The sequence below is a fragment of the Altererythrobacter epoxidivorans genome (genome assembly GCF_001281485.1).
Taxonomy (GTDB): domain Bacteria; phylum Pseudomonadota; class Alphaproteobacteria; order Sphingomonadales; family Sphingomonadaceae; genus Erythrobacter; species Erythrobacter epoxidivorans.
The window spans coordinates 1,752,130-1,773,341 of sequence record NZ_CP012669.1 but is presented as its reverse complement, the minus strand read 5'-3'; the positions used below and the strand labels follow the sequence as shown (position 1 = coordinate 1,773,341).

Below are 21,212 nucleotides of genomic sequence, written 5' to 3'. Positions count from 1 at the left end.
TCCCCAAAAGCTCTGTGATCGGGTTTAGCTTCGCAGTGTCGCAATCGAAACGGCTTTTCCTTCTGAATTCAGATACTGCCAGGAGCCATTCCAAACATTCTCAGCACCAGCTGCAATTGAGCCATTCAATTGGTTCAATGTAGGGAACTTCAATCCGTTGTCCGAACGCACCCAGTGGCCGCTTGATGCGACTGCTTCATAGCGCTCACCCTTGTAGTCTCGGAAGATTCTGAAGCCTTCATCAAAGTGGACGTTGTTGCGCCGATCATAGACACCACCTCCTGCCGAAGACCTCGGCTTTTCCTCCACATTGCTACGCTTCGAATTCCTCACTTTCAGAACACGAGCCAACACCTCTTCCTCGCTGTTCTCGCCCGCAAGGCGCGATGCCCAAATGGCTGCATAAACATCGGTGGAAACCTCAATAATTCGCTTCGACATCTCAAATTCTCCTTTCTACTATTTACTCGTATCTATAGAAAAAAGGAGAGTCAAGAGGTAGTCGTCCAAGTGATGGGTTAGGCGTCCGGCACGATCAGCTAGCTGAGCTTCTGCAAGTCCTATCGAGAGACCGCCGTGACCGAACTGACCCTTGAAGCCATCCGATCGATCGTCCGTGAGGAAATGAGCAGCCCTAGGAGCCCTTGGCTCGATAGTGCAGCAGCGGCAGCCTATCTCGGCACTACGGCGGGCACGCTGAAGACTTGGCGGGCTACGTCCAAGGGGCCCCGCTACAGCGTGCTCCAAGATCGCCTTATCCGCTACCATGTGGACGATCTGGACGCCTTCGCCCGAGGCTAGTGGCCAAGTCCCATTCAGCAATCTGCTGGCGTTAATTGAATTGTTGGCAACGCATTGCTTAGCTCCTGACCCGCAGCAGAGAGCATCGAAATGACTAATCAAACCGCATGCAGCGATGACCCGCTGCTTACTACCAAGGAAGCCGCAGCTTATCTCGGTTCGACCGAGAACAGCTTGCGCAGCTATCGTGCGATCAGACGTGGTCCCAGATTCATAAAGATCGGCTCGGCGGTAATGTATCGCGAGCGCGATTTGAACGCATACCTGGCCAAAGCCACAACCCGCCTTTCACCCACCGCATAAGAGGAGGGCGCACCCATCGCAGCGTGATGGATGCGCCCCTAGAGCGAAAGGCCGGAATGGGATTGGCCCAACTGCAGACAGCACCCCCAAAACCCTCGACGAATAGGATTGAAAGTGACTGATGTATTGACGAATAGCCCCTCCAATCAACGTGAGGGGCCAGCATTTGAGTTCGATGCTGTCGAACTGGAGCCCTTTCGTGCGACGACGCATGAGTTCATTTCACTTCATGTTCCGAACGCACTGGATGCCAAAGGTAAGCCCATCGGGAAGGCACCCGGTAGCGGGTGGCGCAAGGTCGCAGCACTTGATGTTGACCAGGCTATGGAACTGCTCAAAGCAGGCGTAAATGTCGGAGTGCGTTTGCGCCCGACCGATCTAGTCGTCGACGTTGACCCGCGAGCATTCAAGGATGGCGACGATCCAGTCGCACGTCTTGAAGCCAATCTTGGCATCAAGCTTGACCAGTGGCCGCGTGTCGACACGGGTGCAGGCGGTCAGCACTATTACATGACCGTCGAGGCAGGCACGCTCGTCAGGGACACCGACGACGAGTATCCGGGTATCGAGTTCAAGGGGCACGGTCGCCAGATGGTCGCGCCTGGCAGCAGTCATCCGGCCACGCGCCGGGCCTATCGATGGGATCCTTTTGCCGAGCCAGTTGCAGACACTCGACCGGCTCCGGAAGCACTCTTGCAGCTAATTCGTCGTCCTGAAGCAGTCGCTTCGGAAGGCGATGGCGAGTTCGACGCAGAGGCTGTCGAACTGATGTTGTCAGGTCTTGAGGCGTGCGATTATCGAAAAGAAGACAAATGGCGTGAACTCATGATGTCATGCCACCATGCTTCTGGTGGCGAAGCCCGTCAGGAGTTTATCGACTGGTCCACTTCGGATCCTGAATACGCGGACCACGCTCACATCATCGGTCGTCGGTGGGACAGCTTGCACAGCGATGACAATGGTCGTCGGGTCACTGTCAAAACGCTTTTCAAGGCGCTCAATGACCGCAACCGTGGTGACCTAATCAACGCGGCGACAGTAGCGAATGATTTCGCTGATGATCTGGGTGCCGAGCCATTTTCGCAGGGCATTGACCCGGTAAAGGCGAAGCTTCAGGCCAACGCAGCAAAGGCTCGAAAGGCGAAGCTGGAGAAGGGCAAGCTGCGCAAACTGAAGCAGGCTGCTGATCAAGCCGAATATGCGAAGTGGCTTAACTCGACTTTCGTTCGCGATCGTTCGACCGCCTTGTGGGTGAATATCGAAACCGGCGAAACTCTGGACGACCGCGGTCTTGAGATTGAGCACGGACCTGGCTGGGCAAAGTCGAATGGCAAGGGCTCGCTGCTTGATGCGATCAAGAAAGGGCGGGCAGGTATCGACATACCTTCAGTGCGCATGTGCGGCGCATTCCCAGGCAAAGACCGCATGGTCTCGATCGACATGGGCACGCACGAAGATGTGGCGCTCAATTCCTGGTATGACACCACGCTTGCTGCCGAACCGGGCGATGCAAGCTGGTGGCGGCAGGAAGTCGAACGGCTCTTCCCAGGCGATCAGCTGCAGCAGGAAATTCTGCTCGATTACTGGGCTGCCCGCTGTCTGGAACCGGGTCGCAAGCTGCGCTGGGCTCTGGTGCTGGAAAGCGCCCAGGGTGCAGGCAAAGGCATGATGAAGATTGGACTGAGCACATTGCTTGGCTGGCGCAACTGCGGTGACTTCGGTCGCACGCAAATGACGGACAAGTATGACTCGTGGCGGGTATCTGCGGCCAATCTGTTCGGCGAAGAAATCGGCTTCGCTGACTGGAAGAAGGCGCGTGAGGCATATGAGGGCATGAAAGCCCCCATCACCGAGGACTTCATTGCCATCCGGCCGATGCACAAAGAAAGCCAGTTGCAGGTGCCGAACGGTGCCAACTACATCTTCAACCGTAACCCCGAGCAGAAGTTCTACATCTCGCCAGGGGAGGATGAGAGGCGCTTCTGCTACTTGCGTCCCAGTCCGGAAGCGATGGACGAACGTGCGCCCTATTTCGCCAAGCTGAAGGCCAACTACCAGGACCGCAAGGCGATGGCAGCAGTCCGCTGGTGGCTGGTGAACGAATGGGCCCCAAGCCGTGTGAAGTGGGACGAACTCGGGCTGGACCGGATCGGCGTGGGCAGGGTGCTATTCGACACTGACCCGCCAATGACGCCAGCCAAGGCGTCGATACAGCGCGAGAGCCTACAGGCCGATGGCGAGGCCCCGGTCGACTTCCAGGCACTCGAAAGGGAGATGGAACAGTTCGGCCAGTTCTTCACTGCCGAAGACGTGCTTTCGGTCGTTAAGAATGGCGCTCTGGATCGCTTCGATGCGTCGGAAGCGCAGATGCTTGATGCAATCCGCAAGTGGCTCAAGGTGGCTGGTTTTGCTAATGGCCGGAACAAGAACGGCCAAGGTGTGACCATCTACTACAGGGCTGACGATGCAGCAGCAGAGGCGATGGGGCCGACCGAGCGTGAAAAGGCGTATTTGGCCAAGCAGTGAGCCAAAACACGGTGGTGATAGAGTGAGGTGTGAGGGGGCCGTTTCTTAGGACACGGTCACCAAGACAGGGCTCTGCTCCTCATCCCGGATATCACTATGTTTCTAAGCTTTTCTAAGACGGATGATCCTCTGGATGAGGGGAAAAGCTCTTAGAAACTCATAGAAACATAGTGATTTTTACAATGCGAAGTCTAGCCGCGCCTTCTTATCCGGGACAGGGCCTGACAGGGGGGAAAGAGAAATTCCCTGGTCGGAGCGTGGCCGTTTCGGCGGTTTGAATGTTAGGGAATGAGGTTGGACGGGATGCGCTCACGTCCTCGCCGCCTTTCCCCAAAAGGCGCGCCCGCGTGCATTATGCGCACGTGTATGCCCGCATGGGACTGACCCTCTGATCGGCAATAGGGGATAAACTCAATACAAGCCTTTGGGATTGTAGGACCTTTGGGCTCATGGTGACCCGAAGAACCGGGTGAAGCACCGAGCATGGGATCAATGGACGAAGCAAGACAAGTCAAAGTAGCTCTGGCGCGACGCCAGCTAGGGACCGCTCTAGCCCTGTTTCTCCAAGACGATGATCCGGTCTCTGTGCACTGTCTTGCCTGCGGGGGAACAGAGCTGGCTGCGTTTCTTGCGGATCAATCCGATCAGACCTCCTTCACCGAACATGCCCTTATGACATTCCCCGAAATGAAGACGGGCGAGCTGGTCAGTCTCCGCAACAAATACTGGAACGCCATGAAACATGCGCGATCCCGAGACGGCAGCCTTAGAGACGATCAAGACCTGATGGACGCCTTCGACGATGAGAAGAATGACCATGTGCTCTTCATCGGGTGGCATGACTACGGACTGGCGGTAGGCGTGTTGCCAATCGAAGCCCAAGCTTTCCAAGCGTGGTATTTTTCCTGCTACCCAGACAAAGTCCAGGTGGCTGATCGTCAGAAGTATCTCGACCTATTCCCAGGCATCCGAGAAGCCGATCGGACGTCACGCAAGAAAATGCTGCGGCGGAAGATTGATTGGGCAAAAAGGCAGAAACACGTGATGCTTGATGGCAAGACGGAGCGTCGCAAACTGGTGCTTGATCGGAAGACCGTTCCGAAGGTGTGACGATTTGCTGGCATCATCCGCGATCACCCGCGCGACACATGCCCGCACATGGCAGGATCTCCCAAAAAGCGAGCTAGGCGGGAACGTGCGGCAGCGATGGCTGACCCGCTCGAGGAGCAGTATCAGGCACCCCTACCGTCACTGGCGCCTATCCCCTGGAACAAGCTCGCCCTGTCTGTCGAAGGTCGCCAGGCTGTCGCGAAGGCTCTGCTCGACGGGTATCCACGTAACCAGATCGCGAAGGCGCTCGGCACCACAGTCAAGACGCTCAAACGGCTGATCGACGAGGACGGTGAACTGCTTGATGCGGTCGATGTCCGCAAGGACGCCGAAGAAGCTGAATTGCGGGAGCTCCTGATGGGCATGGCGCGCAAGGGTGATACCGTGGCCGCCATCTTCTTGGGCAAGAGCCAGTTCGGCTGGCGCGATCGCGACGATGGCCGGGTCAAGTTCGACACCGATGGCCAGGCAGGCGTCCTGGTCGTTCCTGGCACCATCCCGCTCGATCAGTGGAGCGTGGCCGCACTTAAGCAGCAGGAACAGTATCGAGAAGCGCCCCAGGACGTGCTCGACCAGATGGCCGAAAGCGAGGCGGAAGCCCGCAAGGCGAATGCCCCGCATACCGGCACGCCAGGGATTGAAGGGCTACGGCTGGTCAAGCCGGGCAGGTAGCCCGGCTCACCAGTTGTCGGTTCAATATTGGACGGTGATTTGAATTGCCTCAACGGGCACACCAAGACTACGCGAAAGCAGGTTCTTCGCCTCAGCGATAGTGATTGTTTGCAGTGCCTGCCCGGCATCGCCGACTTCGATACCGTCGGTATCATCCACGGCATTTTCAGGCTCTTCTAGCGCTGCGTTTTCGCCCGCTGCCACCTGCCCTACGCTTATGCAGCTATATTCCCAAACAAATCGGGACTTATGCCCCCTACGTCCGACCACAAACGAACCGATGCCAGCCTGTTCAAAAGCCTGAGCCAAGCCTATGGCGGCCTCTCGTGAGACGTCGAGACGGTAAGCGATGCGGTCAATGCTTGTTTCCGAGGCGTCGCGCTCGCGTTGCGCACAATGGTCGAAAAACTTCCTAGCGAGCTCATTGGAGCGATAAAGTCCCCGAATGGCATCCTTAACTTCATTATCAATATCTTCTGGCATATTAAACTCCTCTATATGACCTTATAGAGGCTTTTATACCCATAATAGGGCCATATGTCAACATAAGAGTCTCATAAAATTTATATGAGCCTTATCCAAGCGAAATCCACCAATAATTTCCGCTGATTGCATATCAGCGAGAGAGGGCTTGGAAAGCACAATGCTTCCAAGCCCTTTGCCTTCACCCGCATGATAAAGCACCGGTCTGGATACCGGATTAGCTCTCTCGTCTAACCCGCGCCTCTCTGTCGGTGGGCACGTTCGGGTTCTCCTTACGCATCTTGCTCCGATACCAAGCCACAGATTCCCGGCTGGTCTGCGCGTGGGGGAATTTGGCGAGCACCCGCTCTAGGACTTCCTCGTTGGTTAGCCCCTTGGCGATTTCCGCCTCGGCCAGCTTACCGACCGTTTGCCCCCAATGCTCCGTGAGCAAGTAACTGTTGATCGCCTCCCTTGCCGCATCGGCGAGCGTGACGCCCATATCTTCGGCGACCTCTTCCAGACCGATATACTGATCCTCTTGGAGCGCGACTGAGATGCGCTTCAATCTGCGACCGGGCGACGGCTTTTCACCACTCATTCTGACATTCTCCTTATGGGCCGCTTCAAGCAGCCCAAGGCTCATAACAGTAGCCCTTGACAGCCGCAAGCGAATCGTGAATAGGGCCGCTCAGCGAGCCGATGGGCGGCCTGAAGCAGCCCAAAGCGGCTGACGACCAAGGAGAATGAAAATGCGGAAGAACACTACCCCCAATGAACTCAATCTCAGCTGTGATGTGATCGGCGCAGAGCTAACCCTCAACGGATTGCTCACGATCAGCACCAAGCTTGAAGAAGAAGACTTCGTCTTCGCGAATGACCTGTTGGGAGAGGCAATCTGGGGTTCGAATGAAGACGGCGTGGAGCTGCCGATGCCAGTCGCCCTCATGCGGGATGATGAGACCGGCGAGGAATTGCTTGCAATGAACCACTTCTCAGAGGAGCCCGGCAAAGACACCTACCTCCAGCTCCACCTCGCACTTCCTGAACCGTATACACACGTCCCTTCTGTGGCGGGCTTCTCGCAGAAGCAGCTCACCGACACGTGGCACCGGGGCAAGGAAAAGCTTGCGAGAGAGGAAGCCGAGTGGGTTTCGCGGGCGAAAAAGATGCCGTTCGACCGTGAACTGGCGATCAAAGCCAAAACCGCCAGCCTGGTCCGGGTGGTGCTGCAATATGTGGCTGGCGATGCGCCCGAGGTTTCCCCCGTCGCGATATTCGAAGAGTGGCAGGAAATCACCGGCCGTGCAGGGCAGGTCGGTGTGATCCAGCGCCTTCAGCAGGCCGCCTAACAACCAATCGGCGGGTCTGACCCGCAATTCCCCTTAAATCCCATGCTCTAGCCCACTGCGGTCGCCCTCAAGCACCGCGGTGGGCACCGCATCGGCAATATGCTGGTCCGCTAATTCGCCTGCCGAGCGCATTCGACTTCTCGTGTCGAGTTCGAAGCGAATGCGCTTCGGCCAGGTCTGCGTTGGCGGACCGATCGTCTGGGCAATGGTCCTGGGCATGGTCGAAAGGTTCAGCCTCGGGCGAGATGCCTAGAGCCTCAACTGAAAGGAATACCATGCCCACTGCCCCCGCCAAGACGACGGCCAACCTCGGGACCTCTTGGATGACCCCGGATGACATTCGCATCACCCTCGCCAAGATCGCGACCAACCGCCACAACCACGACACCTTGGTCCGTAGCGCGAACAGCAATCTCGCGCAGCGTCGCCAGCAGCTCGAAAACTCGCTCGACGGTATCGGCGAACGCGACCGCAACTCGATGGTGAGCAAGGCAATCAGCGGCTACCGTGCCGAGCTTGTCCGCCAGACCAAGGACAACCGTCTCGCGCTTACCCGCGAGCTTGGCGGACTGGCCGAACGGGTCCGCAAGGCCGAAGCCCTCTACCGCTCGCCCATGCAACTCCTGATGCGGGACACGCTCGGTTCGGAACGCCGCAGCCGCATCCAGCAGCAGATCGAGAACTCGGGTCCTGTCGAACTGGCAAGCCTGGCCGAACTGGCTGCTGCTACCAAGGACAAGGAACTGGCCGCCGCACTTTGCGGACGCGTCCACGGCATGAAGCGTGACGATCGCCCGTTCAACGCAGGCGAGCTTTCGGACATTCTTTTCGGAGAGCTCCATCGCGAACTGAGCCAAGCCCTCGTCGAAGCCGAGCGCCGCGTCCTGGAAGCTCTCAATTCGGACCAGGAGTTCGAGACAGGCAAGTCCAATCCGCAGCGCTCCATCGACATCGCTATGCTCAAGAAGCGCGAGCAGGAGATTGGCGCCTACGGCTACGAGACCGAAGAGGATGAGGCCCACGACGACCAGTCCGAAGCCGACGAAACGCCCACGGACGAACCTGCGTCCACCGACCGCATCGCTGCCGGGCTCGCTGCCCGTCGCGCCGCCTGAATACAGCCCCAGACCCCACCGACACTGAAAGGAAATTAAGCCATGGCCATTTTTGCATTCCATCCCGCTCCCTCCGATCGCCGCGCTGACGGTATCGGCTTCATCATCGCCGAGGGCGCCGACGAGGCTGCCGCACGCATTGCCGCCGCTCACCTGGTCGGCGCACCTGGCATCGACGCCTGGGCGGCTGTTGCGATCACCACGGGCATCGACCCGGTCGCCGTAGAGGGCCTGCCGGTCGGCGCGCCTGACAACGGCACCTGGCCGGACCGGACGCGGTCGAACCGCGCGCTCAACTCGTGATCGGGAAACTGATCGATGACGACCGGGCCCATGCCATGCGGCTCGGCATTCATCGGCTTGCCGGTCACCAGGTCGTTGGTCTGGCTGAGGCGTTCCACGCTTGCACCGACCTAGAGCTGAACGAAGTCGCGCCCGAACACCTGGTCGAGTTCAAGCAGTTTCTGGTCGACCTCGGATACGAGGAGATGTGGGTCGCCCAACTTGGTCGCCCGAAGATGCAGCATCTCTGGTGTCGTGGCCCTTGGCCTATCGACTACCGTGCGAACAAGGACCGAGACTTCACAGCCTACGTCCTGATGAGCTGAACCCATAAGTGTCGCAAACGAAAGGCCCGTCCGGCGCTCCCGGTCGGGCCTTTTTGCGTCATCTTGCTGTCAGAAGGAGAACACGATGAGGGAAGATGCCTGTAGGTTCCACGGTGGTCACCGATATGAGCTTTCGGTGACCGAAGCCTGCCGAGACTGCGGCAGCGTCCGCCGAAGGTCCAGAACGGGCCATATGGCGCTCTGGCTAGTTCCCGCCGGTCTCTGGCTCAACGCCCTGTTGCTGCTCTGCCTGCTCGCCAGTTGACGCTTCTTCGGTAACAGCGGGCTTGGGGGCAGGAGCAATGCCGCATTCCTTCAGGCCACGGTGGAACGAAGCGTCGAGCTTGAACGGCACCTGTCCCTCGTCACTCGTGTATTGGCCGACGCGGCCCGTCTGGCTGCTGGGAAGACCGTAGGCGGGAGCGACCTGCGCTTGCCGGTAAAGAAGGGTTTGCCCTCCGACCATTTCCGTGAGCAAATCCTGGGCTAATTCGCCGCTCGCCATGGTGCTCGTGGCGGTGATCGCAGCGACCATGCTTCCACTCTGCGCCATCGCCTCTGCAATCCGCTTATCTGTCTCTGCGTTTCCTGTCTTGAAGGGCTGGGTCGTGTAAGCCGAGTTCATGGCGGTAGCGGGGTTGTCAGCCGCTCGCAGAGTTCGATGAGGATTGCTGTCGATGCGCCAGAGTATGTCACCCGTCGGGACCCGATACTGGCCGCCGGAGCTTACGCCGATCAGGAGTCCCAGTTTCGAGTTGTTCTCGACCACCGGGTAGAGGAAACCGAAGCGGGAGTATTTCATGCCGGCAACGGTATCGTATGCGGTTACGACGCAACTGCTGTCCCCTGTGATCGGGTCCGAGGTGCGTGAAACCGTCCAGGCTTCACGAGGCTTCTTCTTGGCCTCTGCCACAGCGGGCACAAACGCGGCCGCGACGGCGGTCAGCGCAGCGACGGCAGGAAGAAAACTCTTCATCATTGCTCCCCCAAAAACAATATCTTGGACACTATAGGCTCTTTGTCTTGCCGTGAAGGGAATTGCTTGTCTGCATCAGAGACTAGTCGATGCCCAAGCGTTCAAGCCGATTCACTTCTTCTTGCAGACGCTCGACAGCGACAGACAATTGGTTGGGGCGGGGGAGCGCAATGTCGTTCAAGAACCTGAAGGCCACGCGCTCGTCAATCAGGTCGACCAGTTCTTCTCTGATGACTTGATCGCCGTTCAGGTGGATGCGGCAGATTTCGACCAGCCCGGTAATGGTTTTGTCGGGTCCGTCAGGACCATCAAGCGCATGTGCGAACGCGGCTAGTCGCGCCCTATCGAGCCCGTGGAAGGTCTCGATGTAGGGACACCGAATAACGCCGCCATGGGACGGTTGGCGCAGACGGCGGACCTCGTAACGAGTAGAGTGATCACGAAAGCCGGCATAATTTTTGAAATTAGACATCTCTGCTCCTTTGCGGAGCGTCATGTCAGCTACGGTTGGCCGACGGATGCCTGCAATTTGGTGCGTAGGGCGATCAATCCGTCACAAAGTAACATTCAGCCAAAGCTTGAGCTAGTGTGGCTGCAAGAACTGGGGGCACCGCGTTGCCAACCTGCGTAAACTGTCGCGCTGTGGGACCCAAGAAAACGTAATCATCGGGGAAGGTCTGCAAACGCGCGCACTCACGAACACTGAGCGTCCGTGGAATTTCAGGGTGCAGGTGAGATCGCCCGCCTCCATTAGTCCCACCAGCGATTACCGTCTTCGACGGAAGAGTTGGGTCAAGACGGTCGACACGGCCCAATTGGTCCCTTTGGCCATAGTCAAGGCGCGCGTAGCGTTCGATCGAGCCAGCCTTATGCGAACGGGTTTCGTGGTTTGGGAGGCCAATAGGCAATGCGCTCAATACGCTCCCGCAACCGACATGATCTTTGGTTGGAGGAATTTCAAACTTTGCGTTAGTCCTCGACCCAACAACGAACAGACGCTCCCGAAATTGGGGCACACCGTAGTCAGCAGCGTTAAGCACCGTTGGTTCGTTGATCGTGTAGCCAGCTTCACTCAAGAGCTGGATCGCAGAAGCCAACTGTTCTCCACCGTCCAGGTCCCTCAGACCCGGAACATTCTCAACAATGAAGACCTTCGGTTTGAAATGCAGAACCAAGTTCACATAGTCGAAGAGAAGGTTGCCATTCTTCTCGTGGGCGAAGCCTACCCGTTTGAAATTCTCGCCTGATCGGGAAAAGCGCTGATTGGCAGCGATGCTAAATGGTTGGCATGGCGGGCCACCGACAAAAATGCCCTCGAAAGGTGTCTGGATAAGCGGCTCTAGAGCTTCAACGACCTCGTCAAATTTCGATACGTCACCGTTGCCAAACGGCGGACCGAACACCTTCCAAGACGGTCGATTTTTCCGCAACGTTTTGCAGAAAATCTCATTGTATTCGAAGGCGGCCACGTTCTCGAAACCAATTTTCTCGAACCCAAGATCCATCCCGCCGCAACCTGTGAAGAAACTGACGAGGGGCACCTGATCGACAAGCTTCTTGAAGTCGGCCAGGCGAGTAGGCTTCCCGCCACTCCAAACTTTCTCGTGCGAGTTCGCATATGTTAAATCATCGTAGCTCCAGCGCGCGTCTTCCAAGGCCGTGGCCAAGTCCCCACCGTTTTGCAACGCCGCTTGAATCAGTGCCTGTTGGCGGGTTGCTCCGCGATCCAAAGACTGCGTTTTGAGCTGCGCAACCGTCATGCGTTCTTCCTCTTACTCTTGGCTTCGTCATAGACAGCACGAGCCTCGGCTGCGTCCGCAAAATCCTTCTTGCTGTGCGCCTTCAACCACTGGGTATAGAAGCGGTGAACTGCGCGATGGCAAGTGGGGCAGACGGCAACCAAGTCGCCCAGGACCGTGCCGCTCCGGTCTGATCGGGTGCCGGAACAAAGCGGTAACACGTGATGGATGTCAAGTACACGATCTGACCAAGGAAATTCGCTGTTTGTGTCTCTGGCACAAAAGTCGCAGGTGGTTGTCGGGTTCTTGTCGAAAAAGGCCTTTCTGATCGCCGAATTGCGCTCGAGAACTATGTGAGTTTTCTCGACCCGCGTTCCTTCGGTAAAACCGGTTTCCACGGCGTCATCAAAAACGGTTTTCGAGAAGTCGATATCGAGCCCAGCGACTGCGCTTTCGAACAGTCCTGCGATCCGCATTATTTCATGCTCGCTATCACCCTTCTGCTTCCCTCTTATCGCCTGAAGGCTTTCAAATAGATCGAGCGCATCGTCATCCTCAAGCGAAACAGTTACCTCTGACGAGGACGCGCTTAGATACGAAAGCTGGCCAATGATCTGAATGCTTTCTCGGGCCTGCCGGTGGTCCCCAGACGACCACTGCTTTTTGGCTAAGCCCAGATAAGCGGATTGGTCCTCATCTCCGTCAAAGCCACTCTTGCTGTAGGCTCCGACGATTTCACGGATGGCGACAACCGGCTCACCTAACACTGAGCGGGCCAACAGGAACTTCAAGGCAAAAAGAAGAGGGAACCGTGGAGACTGGCTAGGAGCCCATTCTTGGAACGAGGGAGCTGGATCAGTGAAAGCCTGAGCGAAGAAATGAAAGTAGTCGTCAGAGGTGACCACGCCATCTTGAGCGAGAAGTTCAGCGACGCGGGTGGGCCGAGCAACATTGCCGATTTTGGCGACTAGCATCGCAGTGCGAAAGACGCGAGAATAATTGCGCCAAGGCGGATAAGCGGCGTTTGCGGGCAAAAAAGGCAGCCCAGTGGCCGACACAAGCGGGCCTCTTGAGGCAGACTTCAAATCATTCGCGATTGCGAATTTTGCGATCTTCCGCAGCTCATCGAACTGGAAATACTCGATTCGTCCTTGATCAAAGCGCCACATGCCTGGGGGGTATCAAACGCCCTAAAGGCAATCCAGAGCCGCCCTTAAGAAGGTTGAGGAAATCAGCGCCTAGTGGCCTTCTCGGTGTCTATTCGGTATTCGGCCCATCAAGGGAGCCGCAATCGGCAAGGCGACTAAAGCTTAAAGCTATAAAATTGTAAGAGAAAAAGTGGTGCCGGCTGCGGGACTCGAACTCGCGACCTGATGATTACAAATCAACTGCTCTACCAACTGAGCTAAGCCGGCACTCTTTTTTCGCCCTAACGCTTCGCTGCATCAGGGCGATGGCGCCTTTCCTTCAGAATGCGCCGAATGTCCAGCCCTCTGTTCGCGCAATCTCGTCCGTCAGGCCGCCGGGCGCCCAGCGCGCAGGATCATGTGCCACTTCGCGTAGCCAGGCAGCGGTCAGGAGGGCATCGGAAGCGTGGTCCGAAATGATCCCGTGGCCGGGCACCGGCGGCACCTGCCAGGTGGATAGCGCGGCGTTCAGGTCCTCGTAGCTGCGGATCTTGCTGCGGTTCGACCCGATGCCCGCCTCTTTCGCAGCGAGCGAGGTGTAGATCTCGACCAGTACCGAACCTGTCTGCGGCAGCGGGTCGATGGGCCAGACGGGCAAGCGCCCCTGCAGCCGGTTCAGGACGCGCATGCCAGTCAGGGACGATTTGCCCACCTGCGCCGCACCGACGAGATTGAAATTGCTGACCGGGCGGCAGCCCTGCTGGCGCTGGGCTTGCTCAGCCACGCGGAAGCGCCCTTCGCGGCTGGTCGCGGCCCGCAGGTGGAAATGTGCGCCTTCTGCGTCCTTGCCGTGGCGGAAATATTCGCGTGCGCGCTCATGCGTGACAAATCCGGTCGCTTCGAAATGAGGATCGCCGGTGCAGAACCTGTCGATCATTGCCCAGAGCGATTTCGCGTCCGGCGGGCTTTCGTCCCATTGCGGAAAGAAGGCACCGCAATCGGAGAAGGGGAGGGCGATGCCGAGGTCCATTCCGACCAGCGTATTGTCCGGCAGGTCGAGCAGGATCGCGAGGACTTCCTCGCGCGACCACGATGTCCCGCGCTCGACCAGTACGGGCGGCCCGCCATCGCCATGCGCGAGCGCCAGCGCGATGCCTTTCTGGCGTTCGCCCCGCGCGCCCGACCAGTCGATGGCAAGGAAGTGTGAGAAACGCCCCGGCGTCATCAGTCGCCGCGCTCTGCGCGCAGCTTGTTCCAATAGTCGATCCGCTTGGCGATCTCGCGCTCGAACCCGCGTTCTACGGGCGAATAGTAGGATTGCGGCTCCATCTGTTCCGGCCAGTAATCCGCGCCGGAGAAGCCACCTGCCGCATCGTGGTCGTAGGCGTATCCCGCGCCGTAGCCGATGTCTTTCATCAGCTTTGTCGGTGCGTTGAGGATGTTCTGCGGCGGCATCAGGCTGCCGGTTTCCTTCGCGCTGCGCCAGGCGGCTTTCTGTGCCTTGTAGGCGGCGTTCGATTTGGGAGCGGTTGCGCAGTAGAGGCAGGCCTGGACCACGGCGAGTTCGCCTTCGGGAGAGCCGAGGAAATCGTAGGCGTCCTTTGCGGCAAGGCACTGAACCAGCGCTTGTGGGTCGGCGAGGCCGATATCCTCGCTGGCAAACCGGACGAGCCGCCGGAGGACGTAGAGCGGTTCCTCGCCAGCCACGAGCATCCGCGCGAGATAATAAAGTGCAGCCTGCGGATCGCTGCCGCGCAGCGATTTGTGAAGCGCGCTGATGAGGTTGTAGTGCCCCTCGCGATCCTTGTCATAGACCGCGACCCGGCGCTGCAGGAACTTGCCGAGGCCTGCCGGATCGAGCGGTTCGGGGATCTGCGCATTGTAGAGCGTTTCGGCCTGGTTGAGCAGGAAACGTCCGTCGCCATCGGCGCTCGCGACCAGTGCTTCGCGTGCCTCGGGGGTGAGGGGGAGGGGGCCTTCCAGTTCCTCCGCACGGTCGAGGAGATTGCCCAGCGCCTCGTGATCGAGCCGCTCTAGTATGAGAACCTGCGCCCGACTCAGAAGTGCTGCGTTGAGCTCGAAACTCGGGTTTTCGGTGGTCGCGCCGACCAGCGTCACGGTTCCGCGCTCTACGAAGGGCAGGAAGCCGTCCTGTTGCGCACGGTTGAAGCGGTGGATCTCGTCCACGAACAGCAAGGTGCGCTGGCCGGCCTGCGCCGCCTTGTCCGCCTCGGCAAAGGCTTTCTTGAGATCGGCAACGCCTGAGAAGACCGCGCTGACAGAAATGAAACGCATACCCACCGCGTCGGCAAGCAGGCGTGCAATGCTGGTCTTGCCCGTGCCCGGTGGCCCCCACAGGATCATAGAGGACAGGCGGCCTGCCGCCACCATCCGGCCGATCGCGCCTTCCGGTCCGGTCAGGTGATCCTGTCCGATAACTTCGCCCAGGACACGCGGCCGCAGCCTGTCGGCCAGCGGCGCATCGTCGCGAGGGGCATCGGCGCGGCTGTCGTGGGGAAGTTCGTCTGCGAAGAGGTCGGCCATAGGCAGCATAGATAGGTGAGCGCGGCCTTCGCGGCGACCCCCGCAAACGCAAAAATGCACCGGACTACTTGAAGATTAAACATTCTAAGATATATCGTAAGCTATCTTAAGAAGGATTATGATATATGAGATTCGGTTTTGACGAGCGCGATATGCGCAGGAACTGGAAGCGTGCGGCCCGCATGGGAAAGATGAATTCGCGCGATTTCAAACGCTCCGGCGTCGACGCAGTATTCGGTCCGGGTGGTCCGTTCGGAGAGGATGGGCCTTTCGGTCCCGATGGCCCGTTCGGTCCTGGTGGCCCATTCGGTGACGGACGCGGAGGCGGCCGGGGTGGGCGAGGCGGACGTGGACGCCGCCGCCGGTTCGATCGCGGTGAGCTTCGTCTCCTGCTGCTGAGCCTGATCGCCGACCAGCCACGTCACGGCTACGATTTGATCAAGGCGATCGAGGAATCGTCCGGCGGCGAATATGCGCCCAGCCCGGGCGTGATCTACCCGACCTTGCAGATGATGCTGGATGAAGGGCTGATCGCGGAACTACCCGACGATACCTCGCGCAAGGTTTTCGAAGCGACCGATGCCGGGCGCAAGGAACTGGCCGACGAGGAAAAGGCAGTCGCCGCCGTGATCAAGCGGCTGGCGGAGGTTGGCGAGCAGGTTCGTTCATCCCCCAATCGCCAGATGCATCGGGCAATGGAAAACCTTCGCAATGCGATGCGGCTCCACCGCCATGCGGGTAACCTCGATGGCGAAACGCTCGAACAGATCGTCGATATTCTCGACGATGCCGCGCGCAGGATCGAACGGCTATGAGCGTCGCCGCCGAAGCTAGCGTCCCGACGCAGAACGGTTCGCGTTACCTGCAGCAGCTTTGCAAGCACTGGTCGCACAATCTCGACGTCGCATTCGACAAGAACGAAGGGCGCGTGACGTTTCCGGCCGAGGGCAAGTCGGGATCGTGGCAAGGCGATGCCGTGTTCACGATGACGGCAGAGGATGGGACACTCCGCTGCTCGATCGTGGCGAGCGAGCCCGGGCAACTGGAGGCATTGAAGGGCGTTGTCGAACACCATCTCGACCGTTTTGCCTTCCGCGAAGCTCCGCTGGCGTTCGACTGGCGAGAAACCGCCGATTGCTGATTGATTCGCCTCTTCCCGGTTCCGGTGATAAAACGCCGCATCTCGGGAAGGGGGATCAAATATGACCGAAGCTGTCAAAACGCCGTGGCACCTCTGGGTGATCGGGCTCGTCGCGCTGCTCTGGAACTCGGGCGGGGCTTACGACTACACCATGACCCAGACGCGGAACATGGATTACCTTGCGACCGCTGCGACCAACGCGGGCGTGCCGCTCGACACTCTCGTGGGACATTACACCAATTTCCCGCTGTGGGCGGATGCCATGTGGGCCTTCGGTGTCTGGGGTGCGGTTGCGGGTTCGATCCTGCTGCTGGTCCGCAGCAAGTTCGCATTCCACGCATTCGTACTGTCGCTCGTCGGCCTGCTCGGCACGACGGTTTTCACCATGACATCCGACATCCCGGCTGAACTGGATTCGCCGTTCACCTGGATCTTCACCGCCGTCATCTGGATCGTCACCGCCGCGCTTGCCTATTACGCGCGCCGCATGACGGCAGCAGGCGTCCTACGCTGACCCTTCGGCCAGCAGGTCTTCGGCGCGTTCCTGTTCGCGCCGTTCGACCAGCCTGATGTAGGTTTCGGCGACGACGCTGTTGATCGCGTCCCAGCTGTATTCGCGGGACTTGTCCTCGCCCGCAGCGCCGTGGCGCGCGCGCAGATCGTCATTGGTGCAATAGGGCTTGATCGCCTCGGCAAAGGCCTTGGCATCGCCGGGGGGCACCAGCCGACCCGTTTCCCAGTCGTCGACGAGGCTCGACGCACCGGTCGCGCCTGCGGCAACCACGGGCAGGCCGCTCGCCATCGCTTCCAGCGTCACATTGCCGAAGGTTTCGGTGATCGACGGATTGAAGAAGATATCGCCGCTGGCAAGCGCGCGGCCAAGGTCGGGTCCGGTCTGGAAGCCTGCGAAAATCCCGCCCGGAAGCGCGTGTTCGAACCACTTGCGGGCCGGGCCGTCACCGATCACCAGCACCTTGTGCGGGACCTGCATCTTGCGCAGCTGGACGATGGTTTCGGCGAAGACGTCGAGCCCCTTTTCCATCACCAGGCGGCCCAGGAAGACGATCGCCACGTCATCGTCGGCAAGGCCGAGCGAGCGGCGCCATTCCATGTCGCGCTTTTCCGAAGAGAAGATCGTGCGATCGACGCCGCGGGTCCACAGCGCGATATCGTCGTGCATGTCGGTCGCGATCAGTTCCTCGATCATGCTCTGCGAAGGTGCAACCAGTGCGTCGCAACGGTGGTAGAACCGCTTCAGCAGCCAGACGACGAGAGGTTCGAGGAAGGCCGCCTTGTAATAGCGCGGATAGGTCTCGAAGCGGGTGTGCACCGATGCGAGCACGGGAATGTCGTGATCCTGCGCCCAGCGCAGCGCACGATGCGCGGTCGGATCGGGCGAGGACAGATGCACGATATTGGGCTGGAATTTCTCCAGATCCTTGAGCGCCTTCTCGTCCAGCCCTGTCGGCAGGCGGTATTCGCCGCGGTTCTTCACCGGCATGCGGATGTTCGGAACTGCAACAAGGTCGCCGGTCGGTTCGAAGGCGGGATTTTCCACGACGGGCGCATAGATCCTGACCGAAGCGCCCATGCGCAGCAGGTATTCGACAAGGCGGTTCAGCGCCTGGTTCGCGCCATCGCGCACGTAATTGTAGTTGCCGCTGAACAGCGCAATGCGGAGATCTGAGACTTCCATAGCGGCAAGCGCATAGAGAAGCGCAGCGAGAAAGGCGAGAGGCTGCGCGACACGGAACCCTTTTGCCGGTCGCTCGCTCTGTTCATGAATTCATATTCTTCATTGACTCAGGCCAACGCAAGATTATTGCCGCCAGTGGGCCACGCGGTCCCAACGCCGCGCGTGCTCTCTGCAAGGAGAGAATACATGACTGCTGAACCGACGCTCAAGCCAGAGCGCCCTTTCTTTTCGTCCGGTCCGACCGCCAAGCACAAGGGCTGGTCGGCTTCCAATCTCAAAACCGAATCGCTCGGACGCTCGCATCGTAGCGCCCTTGGCAAGTCGCGGCTGAAATATGCCATCGACCTGTCGAAGGAGATGCTCGGCGTGCCCGAGGATTACCTTGTCGGCATCATGCCGGCATCGGACACCGGCGCGCTCGAATGCGCCATGTGGACGATGCTGCGCCCCGACCGTCCCGCAACGGTCGCCGCATGGGAAAGCTTCGGCAATGTCTGGATCCAGGACGCGGTCAAGCAGCTCAAGCTGCCGCAGCTGACAACGCTCGACGCCGATTACGGCGAAATCCCCGATCTCGCCTCGATACCGCAGGAAAGCGACGTCGTGTTCACATGGAACGGTACGACGAGCGGCGCGAAGATCCCCAACACCGACTGGCTTGCGCCGGGCCGTGAAGGGGTGACCATCAACGATGCTACCAGCGCCGTCTTCGCAATGGAGATGGACTGGGCCAAGCTCGATGCCACGACCTACAGCTGGCAGAAGGTGATGGGCAGCGAAGCGCAGCACGGCATGCTGATCCTCAGCCCCAAGGCCGTTGCCCGGATCGAGGAATACGATCCCGAATGGCCGCTGCCCAAGCTGTTCCGCCTCAAGAAGGGCGGCAAGATCAACGAAGGCATCTTCCGCGGCGAGACGATCAACACGCCGTCGATGCTGGCGACGGAAGATTACATCGACGCCCTCGAATGGGCCCAGGCAATGGGCGGCCGCAAGGCCATGTTCGAACGCGCTGATGCCAATGCCAAGATCGTGACCGACTGGATCGAGGCCACGCCGTGGCTGCGCAACATGGTCTCCGACCCTGCCAAGCGCACGAACACCGGTGTCTGCTTCGTCTTCCAGGGCGAATGGTACGACAGCCTATCCGACGAGGACAAGGCGGGCGTTCCCAAGAAGATCGTCAAGCTGCTCGAAGACCGCGATGTCGGTTACGACTTTAACGGCTATCGCGACGCTCCGCCGAGCTTGCGCGTATGGTGCGGCGGCACGGTCGAACAGGAAGACCTGAAGCGTCTCCTGCCGTGGATCGAGTGGGCCTACGAACAGGTCAAGAACGGCTGATCCGGCTGGCGACCCGCAACCAGGGTCGCCGCCATTCCCCAATTATTGCCCGGCCGCATGCCGGGAGAACGACAGGACAATTCCGTCATGAGCAAACCCAAAGTCCTCATCAGTGACAAGATGGACCCCAATGCCGCGCGTATTTTCGAAGAGCGCGGCTGCGACGTCGACGTCATCACCGGTGAAACCCCCGAAGAACTGGCTGCCCGCATCGGCGAATACGATGGCCTCGCCATCCGCAGCTCGACCAAGGTGACGCCCGCCATCCTCGACGCCGCGACCAATCTGAAGGTCATCGGACGCGCCGGTATCGGCGTCGACAATGTCGACATTCCCTATGCCAGCGGCAAGGGCGTGGTGGTGATGAACACGCCGTTCGGCAACTCGATCACGACCGCCGAACACGCCATCGCCCTGATGATGGCGCTTGCCCGCCAGATTCCCGAAGCGAATGCACGCACCCAGGCCGGCGAATGGCCCAAGAGCGCCTTCATGGGCGTCGAAGTGACCGGCAAGACCCTCGGCCTCGTCGGTGCAGGCAATATCGGCTCGATCGTCGCTAGCCGTGCGCTCGGCCTCAGGATGAAGGTCGTCGCGTACGATCCGTTCCTGACGGAAGACCGCGCGGTCGAACTCGGCGTAGAAAAGGTCGATCTCGACACGCTGCTCAGCCGTGCGGACTTCGTCAGCCTGCACACCCCGCTGACCGACCAGACGCGCAATATCCTCAGCCGCGAACGGCTCGAGAATGCGAAACCGGGCATCCGCATCGTCAACTGCGCACGCGGCGGACTGGTGGACGAAGCGGCGCTGAAGGACCTGCTCGACAGCGGTCATGTCGCAGGCGCCGCGCTCGACGTGTTCGAAACCGAACCGCCGGCAAAGGATCACCCTCTGTTCGGTACGCCGAACTTCATCTGTACGCCGCACCTTGGCGCTTCGACAACCGAAGCGCAGGTCAATGTCGCGCTGCAGGTTGCAGAGCAGATGGCCGATTTCCTCGTCAACGGGGGCGTCACCAATGCGCTCAACATGCCGTCGCTGAGCGCAGAGGAAGCGCCTAAGCTCAAGCCTTACATGAAACTCGCCGAAAACCTCGGCAGCCTCGTCGGGCAACTGGCGCATGGCAATCTGACCAAGATCAGCATCGAGCGCGAAGGCGCTGCCGCCGGTCTGTCGGGCAAGCCCATCGAGGGCGCAGTGCTCGCCGGCCTGATGAAGCAGTATTCGGACACGGTGAACATGGTCAACGCGCCGTTCCTGGCGAAGGAGCGCGGTCTCGACGTGCGATCGGTCCGTCACGAGCGTGAAGGCGCCTACAACACGCTGATTCGCGTGACGGTTGGGACCGAGCAGGGCGACCGTTCGGTTGCAGGCACGCTGTTCGGTTCGGACGCACCGCGCCTCGTCGAAATCTTCGGCGTCGGTATCGAGGCCGAGCTGGCTGGGCACATGCTTTACATCGTCAACGAGGACGCGCCGGGCTTCATCGGCCGCATCGGTACGCTGCTAGGCCAGAACGGCATCAACATCGGCACTTTCCACCTCGGACGCCGCGATGCCGGCGGCGAGGCAGTGCTGCTCCTGAGCGTAGACCAGCCGATCCCGCAGGACGTGGTGAAGCAGGCATGCGACCTCGAAGGAGTGAAATTCGTGAAGCCTCTGGAGTTTTAAGCTCCATTCGGGCAGGCGACCG

The 21,212-nt window shown here is 59.5% G+C and carries 24 protein-coding genes and 1 tRNA gene; 14 read left to right on the top strand and 11 right to left on the bottom strand.

The window, feature by feature from the left end; genetic code table 11:
• Positions 1 to 24 precede the first annotated feature (24 nt).
• Entirely contained in the window at positions 25 to 441 is a 417-nt protein-coding gene (locus AMC99_RS08960) for a hypothetical protein (RefSeq protein ID WP_061925675.1), read from the bottom strand.
• A gap of 135 nt (positions 442 to 576) precedes the next feature.
• On the opposite strand from AMC99_RS08960, the gene AMC99_RS08955 reads away from it, so the two are divergent.
• From AMC99_RS08955 to AMC99_RS08935, 5 genes are all read left to right on the top strand, one after another.
• Positions 577 to 801, top strand: a complete 225-nt coding sequence (locus tag AMC99_RS08955) for a helix-turn-helix domain-containing protein (RefSeq protein ID WP_061925672.1) — start codon at positions 577 to 579, stop codon at positions 799 to 801.
• 90 nt (positions 802 to 891) lie between these two features.
• Positions 892 to 1,104: a helix-turn-helix domain-containing protein gene (locus AMC99_RS08950; RefSeq protein ID WP_061925671.1), complete on the top strand. Its 213-nt coding sequence runs from the start codon at positions 892 to 894 to the stop codon at positions 1,102 to 1,104.
• 114 nt (positions 1,105 to 1,218) lie between these two features.
• Positions 1,219 to 3,630, top strand: a complete 2,412-nt coding sequence (locus AMC99_RS08945) for a bifunctional DNA primase/polymerase (protein WP_198143507.1) — start codon at positions 1,219 to 1,221, stop codon at positions 3,628 to 3,630.
• Positions 3,631 to 4,122: 492 nt separating this feature from the next.
• Positions 4,123 to 4,740, top strand: coding sequence for a hypothetical protein (locus tag AMC99_RS08940; RefSeq protein ID WP_061925665.1), 618 nt, complete (start codon positions 4,123 to 4,125; stop codon positions 4,738 to 4,740).
• A gap of 96 nt (positions 4,741 to 4,836) precedes the next feature.
• Positions 4,837 to 5,412 carry a hypothetical protein gene (locus tag AMC99_RS08935; RefSeq protein WP_061925662.1) on the top strand — a complete coding sequence of 192 codons (576 nt, stop codon included), beginning with the start codon at positions 4,837 to 4,839 and terminating at the stop codon, positions 5,410 to 5,412.
• Between the two features lie 21 nt (positions 5,413 to 5,433).
• Here the strand turns inward: AMC99_RS08935 and AMC99_RS08930 are convergent, their stop codons facing one another.
• The gene (locus AMC99_RS08930; RefSeq protein WP_061925659.1) at positions 5,434 to 5,895 is read right to left on the bottom strand and encodes a hypothetical protein; all 462 of its coding nucleotides are present in this window, start codon (positions 5,893 to 5,895) and stop codon (positions 5,434 to 5,436) included.
• A 217-nt stretch (positions 5,896 to 6,112) separates the two neighbouring features.
• Positions 6,113 to 6,475, bottom strand: coding sequence for a ribbon-helix-helix domain-containing protein (locus tag AMC99_RS13865; protein ID WP_198143506.1), 363 nt, complete (start codon positions 6,473 to 6,475; stop codon positions 6,113 to 6,115).
• A 151-nt stretch (positions 6,476 to 6,626) separates the two neighbouring features.
• Between AMC99_RS13865 and AMC99_RS08920 the strand changes: the two genes are divergently transcribed.
• From AMC99_RS08920 to AMC99_RS08905, 4 genes are all read left to right on the top strand, one after another.
• Positions 6,627 to 7,226, top strand: coding sequence for a hypothetical protein (locus AMC99_RS08920; protein WP_061925656.1), 600 nt, complete (start codon positions 6,627 to 6,629; stop codon positions 7,224 to 7,226).
• 275 nt (positions 7,227 to 7,501) lie between these two features.
• Complete coding sequence (locus tag AMC99_RS08915) at positions 7,502 to 8,341, top strand: hypothetical protein (RefSeq protein WP_061925653.1); 840 nt, start codon at positions 7,502 to 7,504, stop codon at positions 8,339 to 8,341.
• Between the two features lie 42 nt (positions 8,342 to 8,383).
• Positions 8,384 to 8,644 (top strand): hypothetical protein, encoded by a 261-nt coding sequence (locus tag AMC99_RS08910; RefSeq protein WP_061925650.1) that lies wholly within the window; start codon positions 8,384 to 8,386, stop codon positions 8,642 to 8,644.
• A complete protein-coding gene (locus AMC99_RS08905; protein WP_061925648.1) occupies positions 8,641 to 8,949 on the top strand; it encodes a hypothetical protein in 309 nt (102 codons plus the stop codon). The genes AMC99_RS08910 and AMC99_RS08905 overlap by 4 nt, the downstream gene beginning before the upstream one ends.
• Before the next feature lie 205 nt (positions 8,950 to 9,154).
• On the opposite strand, the gene AMC99_RS08900 is transcribed toward AMC99_RS08905, so the two are convergent.
• The 7 genes from AMC99_RS08900 to AMC99_RS08870 form a co-directional block, all read right to left on the bottom strand.
• A complete protein-coding gene (locus AMC99_RS08900) occupies positions 9,155 to 9,925 on the bottom strand; it encodes a hypothetical protein (protein ID WP_157058289.1) in 771 nt (256 codons plus the stop codon).
• An 82-nt stretch (positions 9,926 to 10,007) separates the two neighbouring features.
• Positions 10,008 to 10,397, bottom strand: a complete 390-nt coding sequence (locus AMC99_RS08895; RefSeq protein WP_061925642.1) for a hypothetical protein — start codon at positions 10,395 to 10,397, stop codon at positions 10,008 to 10,010.
• A gap of 73 nt (positions 10,398 to 10,470) precedes the next feature.
• On the bottom strand, positions 10,471 to 11,685 hold the full coding sequence (locus AMC99_RS08890) for a DNA cytosine methyltransferase (protein ID WP_061925639.1): 1,215 nt from the start codon (positions 11,683 to 11,685) through the stop codon (positions 10,471 to 10,473).
• Entirely contained in the window at positions 11,682 to 12,833 is a 1,152-nt protein-coding gene (locus tag AMC99_RS08885; protein WP_061925636.1) for an HNH endonuclease, read from the bottom strand. The genes AMC99_RS08890 and AMC99_RS08885 overlap by 4 nt, the downstream gene beginning before the upstream one ends.
• Positions 12,834 to 13,003: 170 nt before the next feature.
• Positions 13,004 to 13,079: transfer RNA gene (locus AMC99_RS08880), tRNA-Thr, on the bottom strand.
• A 52-nt stretch (positions 13,080 to 13,131) separates the two neighbouring features.
• Positions 13,132 to 14,016 (bottom strand): hypothetical protein, encoded by an 885-nt coding sequence (locus AMC99_RS08875; RefSeq protein WP_061925633.1) that lies wholly within the window; start codon positions 14,014 to 14,016, stop codon positions 13,132 to 13,134.
• On the bottom strand, positions 14,016 to 15,335 hold the full coding sequence (locus AMC99_RS08870; RefSeq protein ID WP_061925630.1) for a replication-associated recombination protein A: 1,320 nt from the start codon (positions 15,333 to 15,335) through the stop codon (positions 14,016 to 14,018). The genes AMC99_RS08875 and AMC99_RS08870 overlap by 1 nt, the downstream gene beginning before the upstream one ends.
• A gap of 125 nt (positions 15,336 to 15,460) precedes the next feature.
• On the opposite strand from AMC99_RS08870, the gene AMC99_RS08865 reads away from it, so the two are divergent.
• From AMC99_RS08865 to AMC99_RS08855, 3 genes are all read left to right on the top strand, one after another.
• Positions 15,461 to 16,150 carry a PadR family transcriptional regulator gene (locus AMC99_RS08865; RefSeq protein ID WP_232301357.1) on the top strand — a complete coding sequence of 230 codons (690 nt, stop codon included), beginning with the start codon at positions 15,461 to 15,463 and terminating at the stop codon, positions 16,148 to 16,150.
• Positions 16,147 to 16,476, top strand: coding sequence for a DUF2218 domain-containing protein (locus AMC99_RS08860; RefSeq protein WP_061925627.1), 330 nt, complete (start codon positions 16,147 to 16,149; stop codon positions 16,474 to 16,476). Before AMC99_RS08865 ends, AMC99_RS08860 begins: the two co-directional genes overlap by 4 nt.
• 61 nt (positions 16,477 to 16,537) lie before the next feature.
• On the top strand, positions 16,538 to 16,990 hold the full coding sequence (locus AMC99_RS08855; protein WP_061925625.1) for a hypothetical protein: 453 nt from the start codon (positions 16,538 to 16,540) through the stop codon (positions 16,988 to 16,990).
• On the opposite strand, the gene AMC99_RS08850 is transcribed toward AMC99_RS08855, so the two are convergent.
• Positions 16,982 to 18,172, bottom strand: a complete 1,191-nt coding sequence (locus AMC99_RS08850) for a glycosyltransferase family 4 protein (protein ID WP_061925622.1) — start codon at positions 18,170 to 18,172, stop codon at positions 16,982 to 16,984. The genes AMC99_RS08855 and AMC99_RS08850 overlap by 9 nt on opposite strands.
• A gap of 186 nt (positions 18,173 to 18,358) precedes the next feature.
• Here AMC99_RS08850 and AMC99_RS08845 point away from each other — a divergent pair, with 186 nt between their 5' ends.
• Both AMC99_RS08845 and serA read left to right on the top strand, forming a co-directional pair.
• A complete protein-coding gene (locus AMC99_RS08845; protein ID WP_061925619.1) occupies positions 18,359 to 19,516 on the top strand; it encodes a phosphoserine transaminase in 1,158 nt (385 codons plus the stop codon).
• Positions 19,517 to 19,603: 87 nt separating this feature from the next.
• On the top strand, positions 19,604 to 21,190 hold the full coding sequence (gene serA, locus AMC99_RS08840) for a phosphoglycerate dehydrogenase (RefSeq protein WP_061925615.1): 1,587 nt from the start codon (positions 19,604 to 19,606) through the stop codon (positions 21,188 to 21,190).
• Positions 21,191 to 21,212 lie beyond the last annotated feature (22 nt).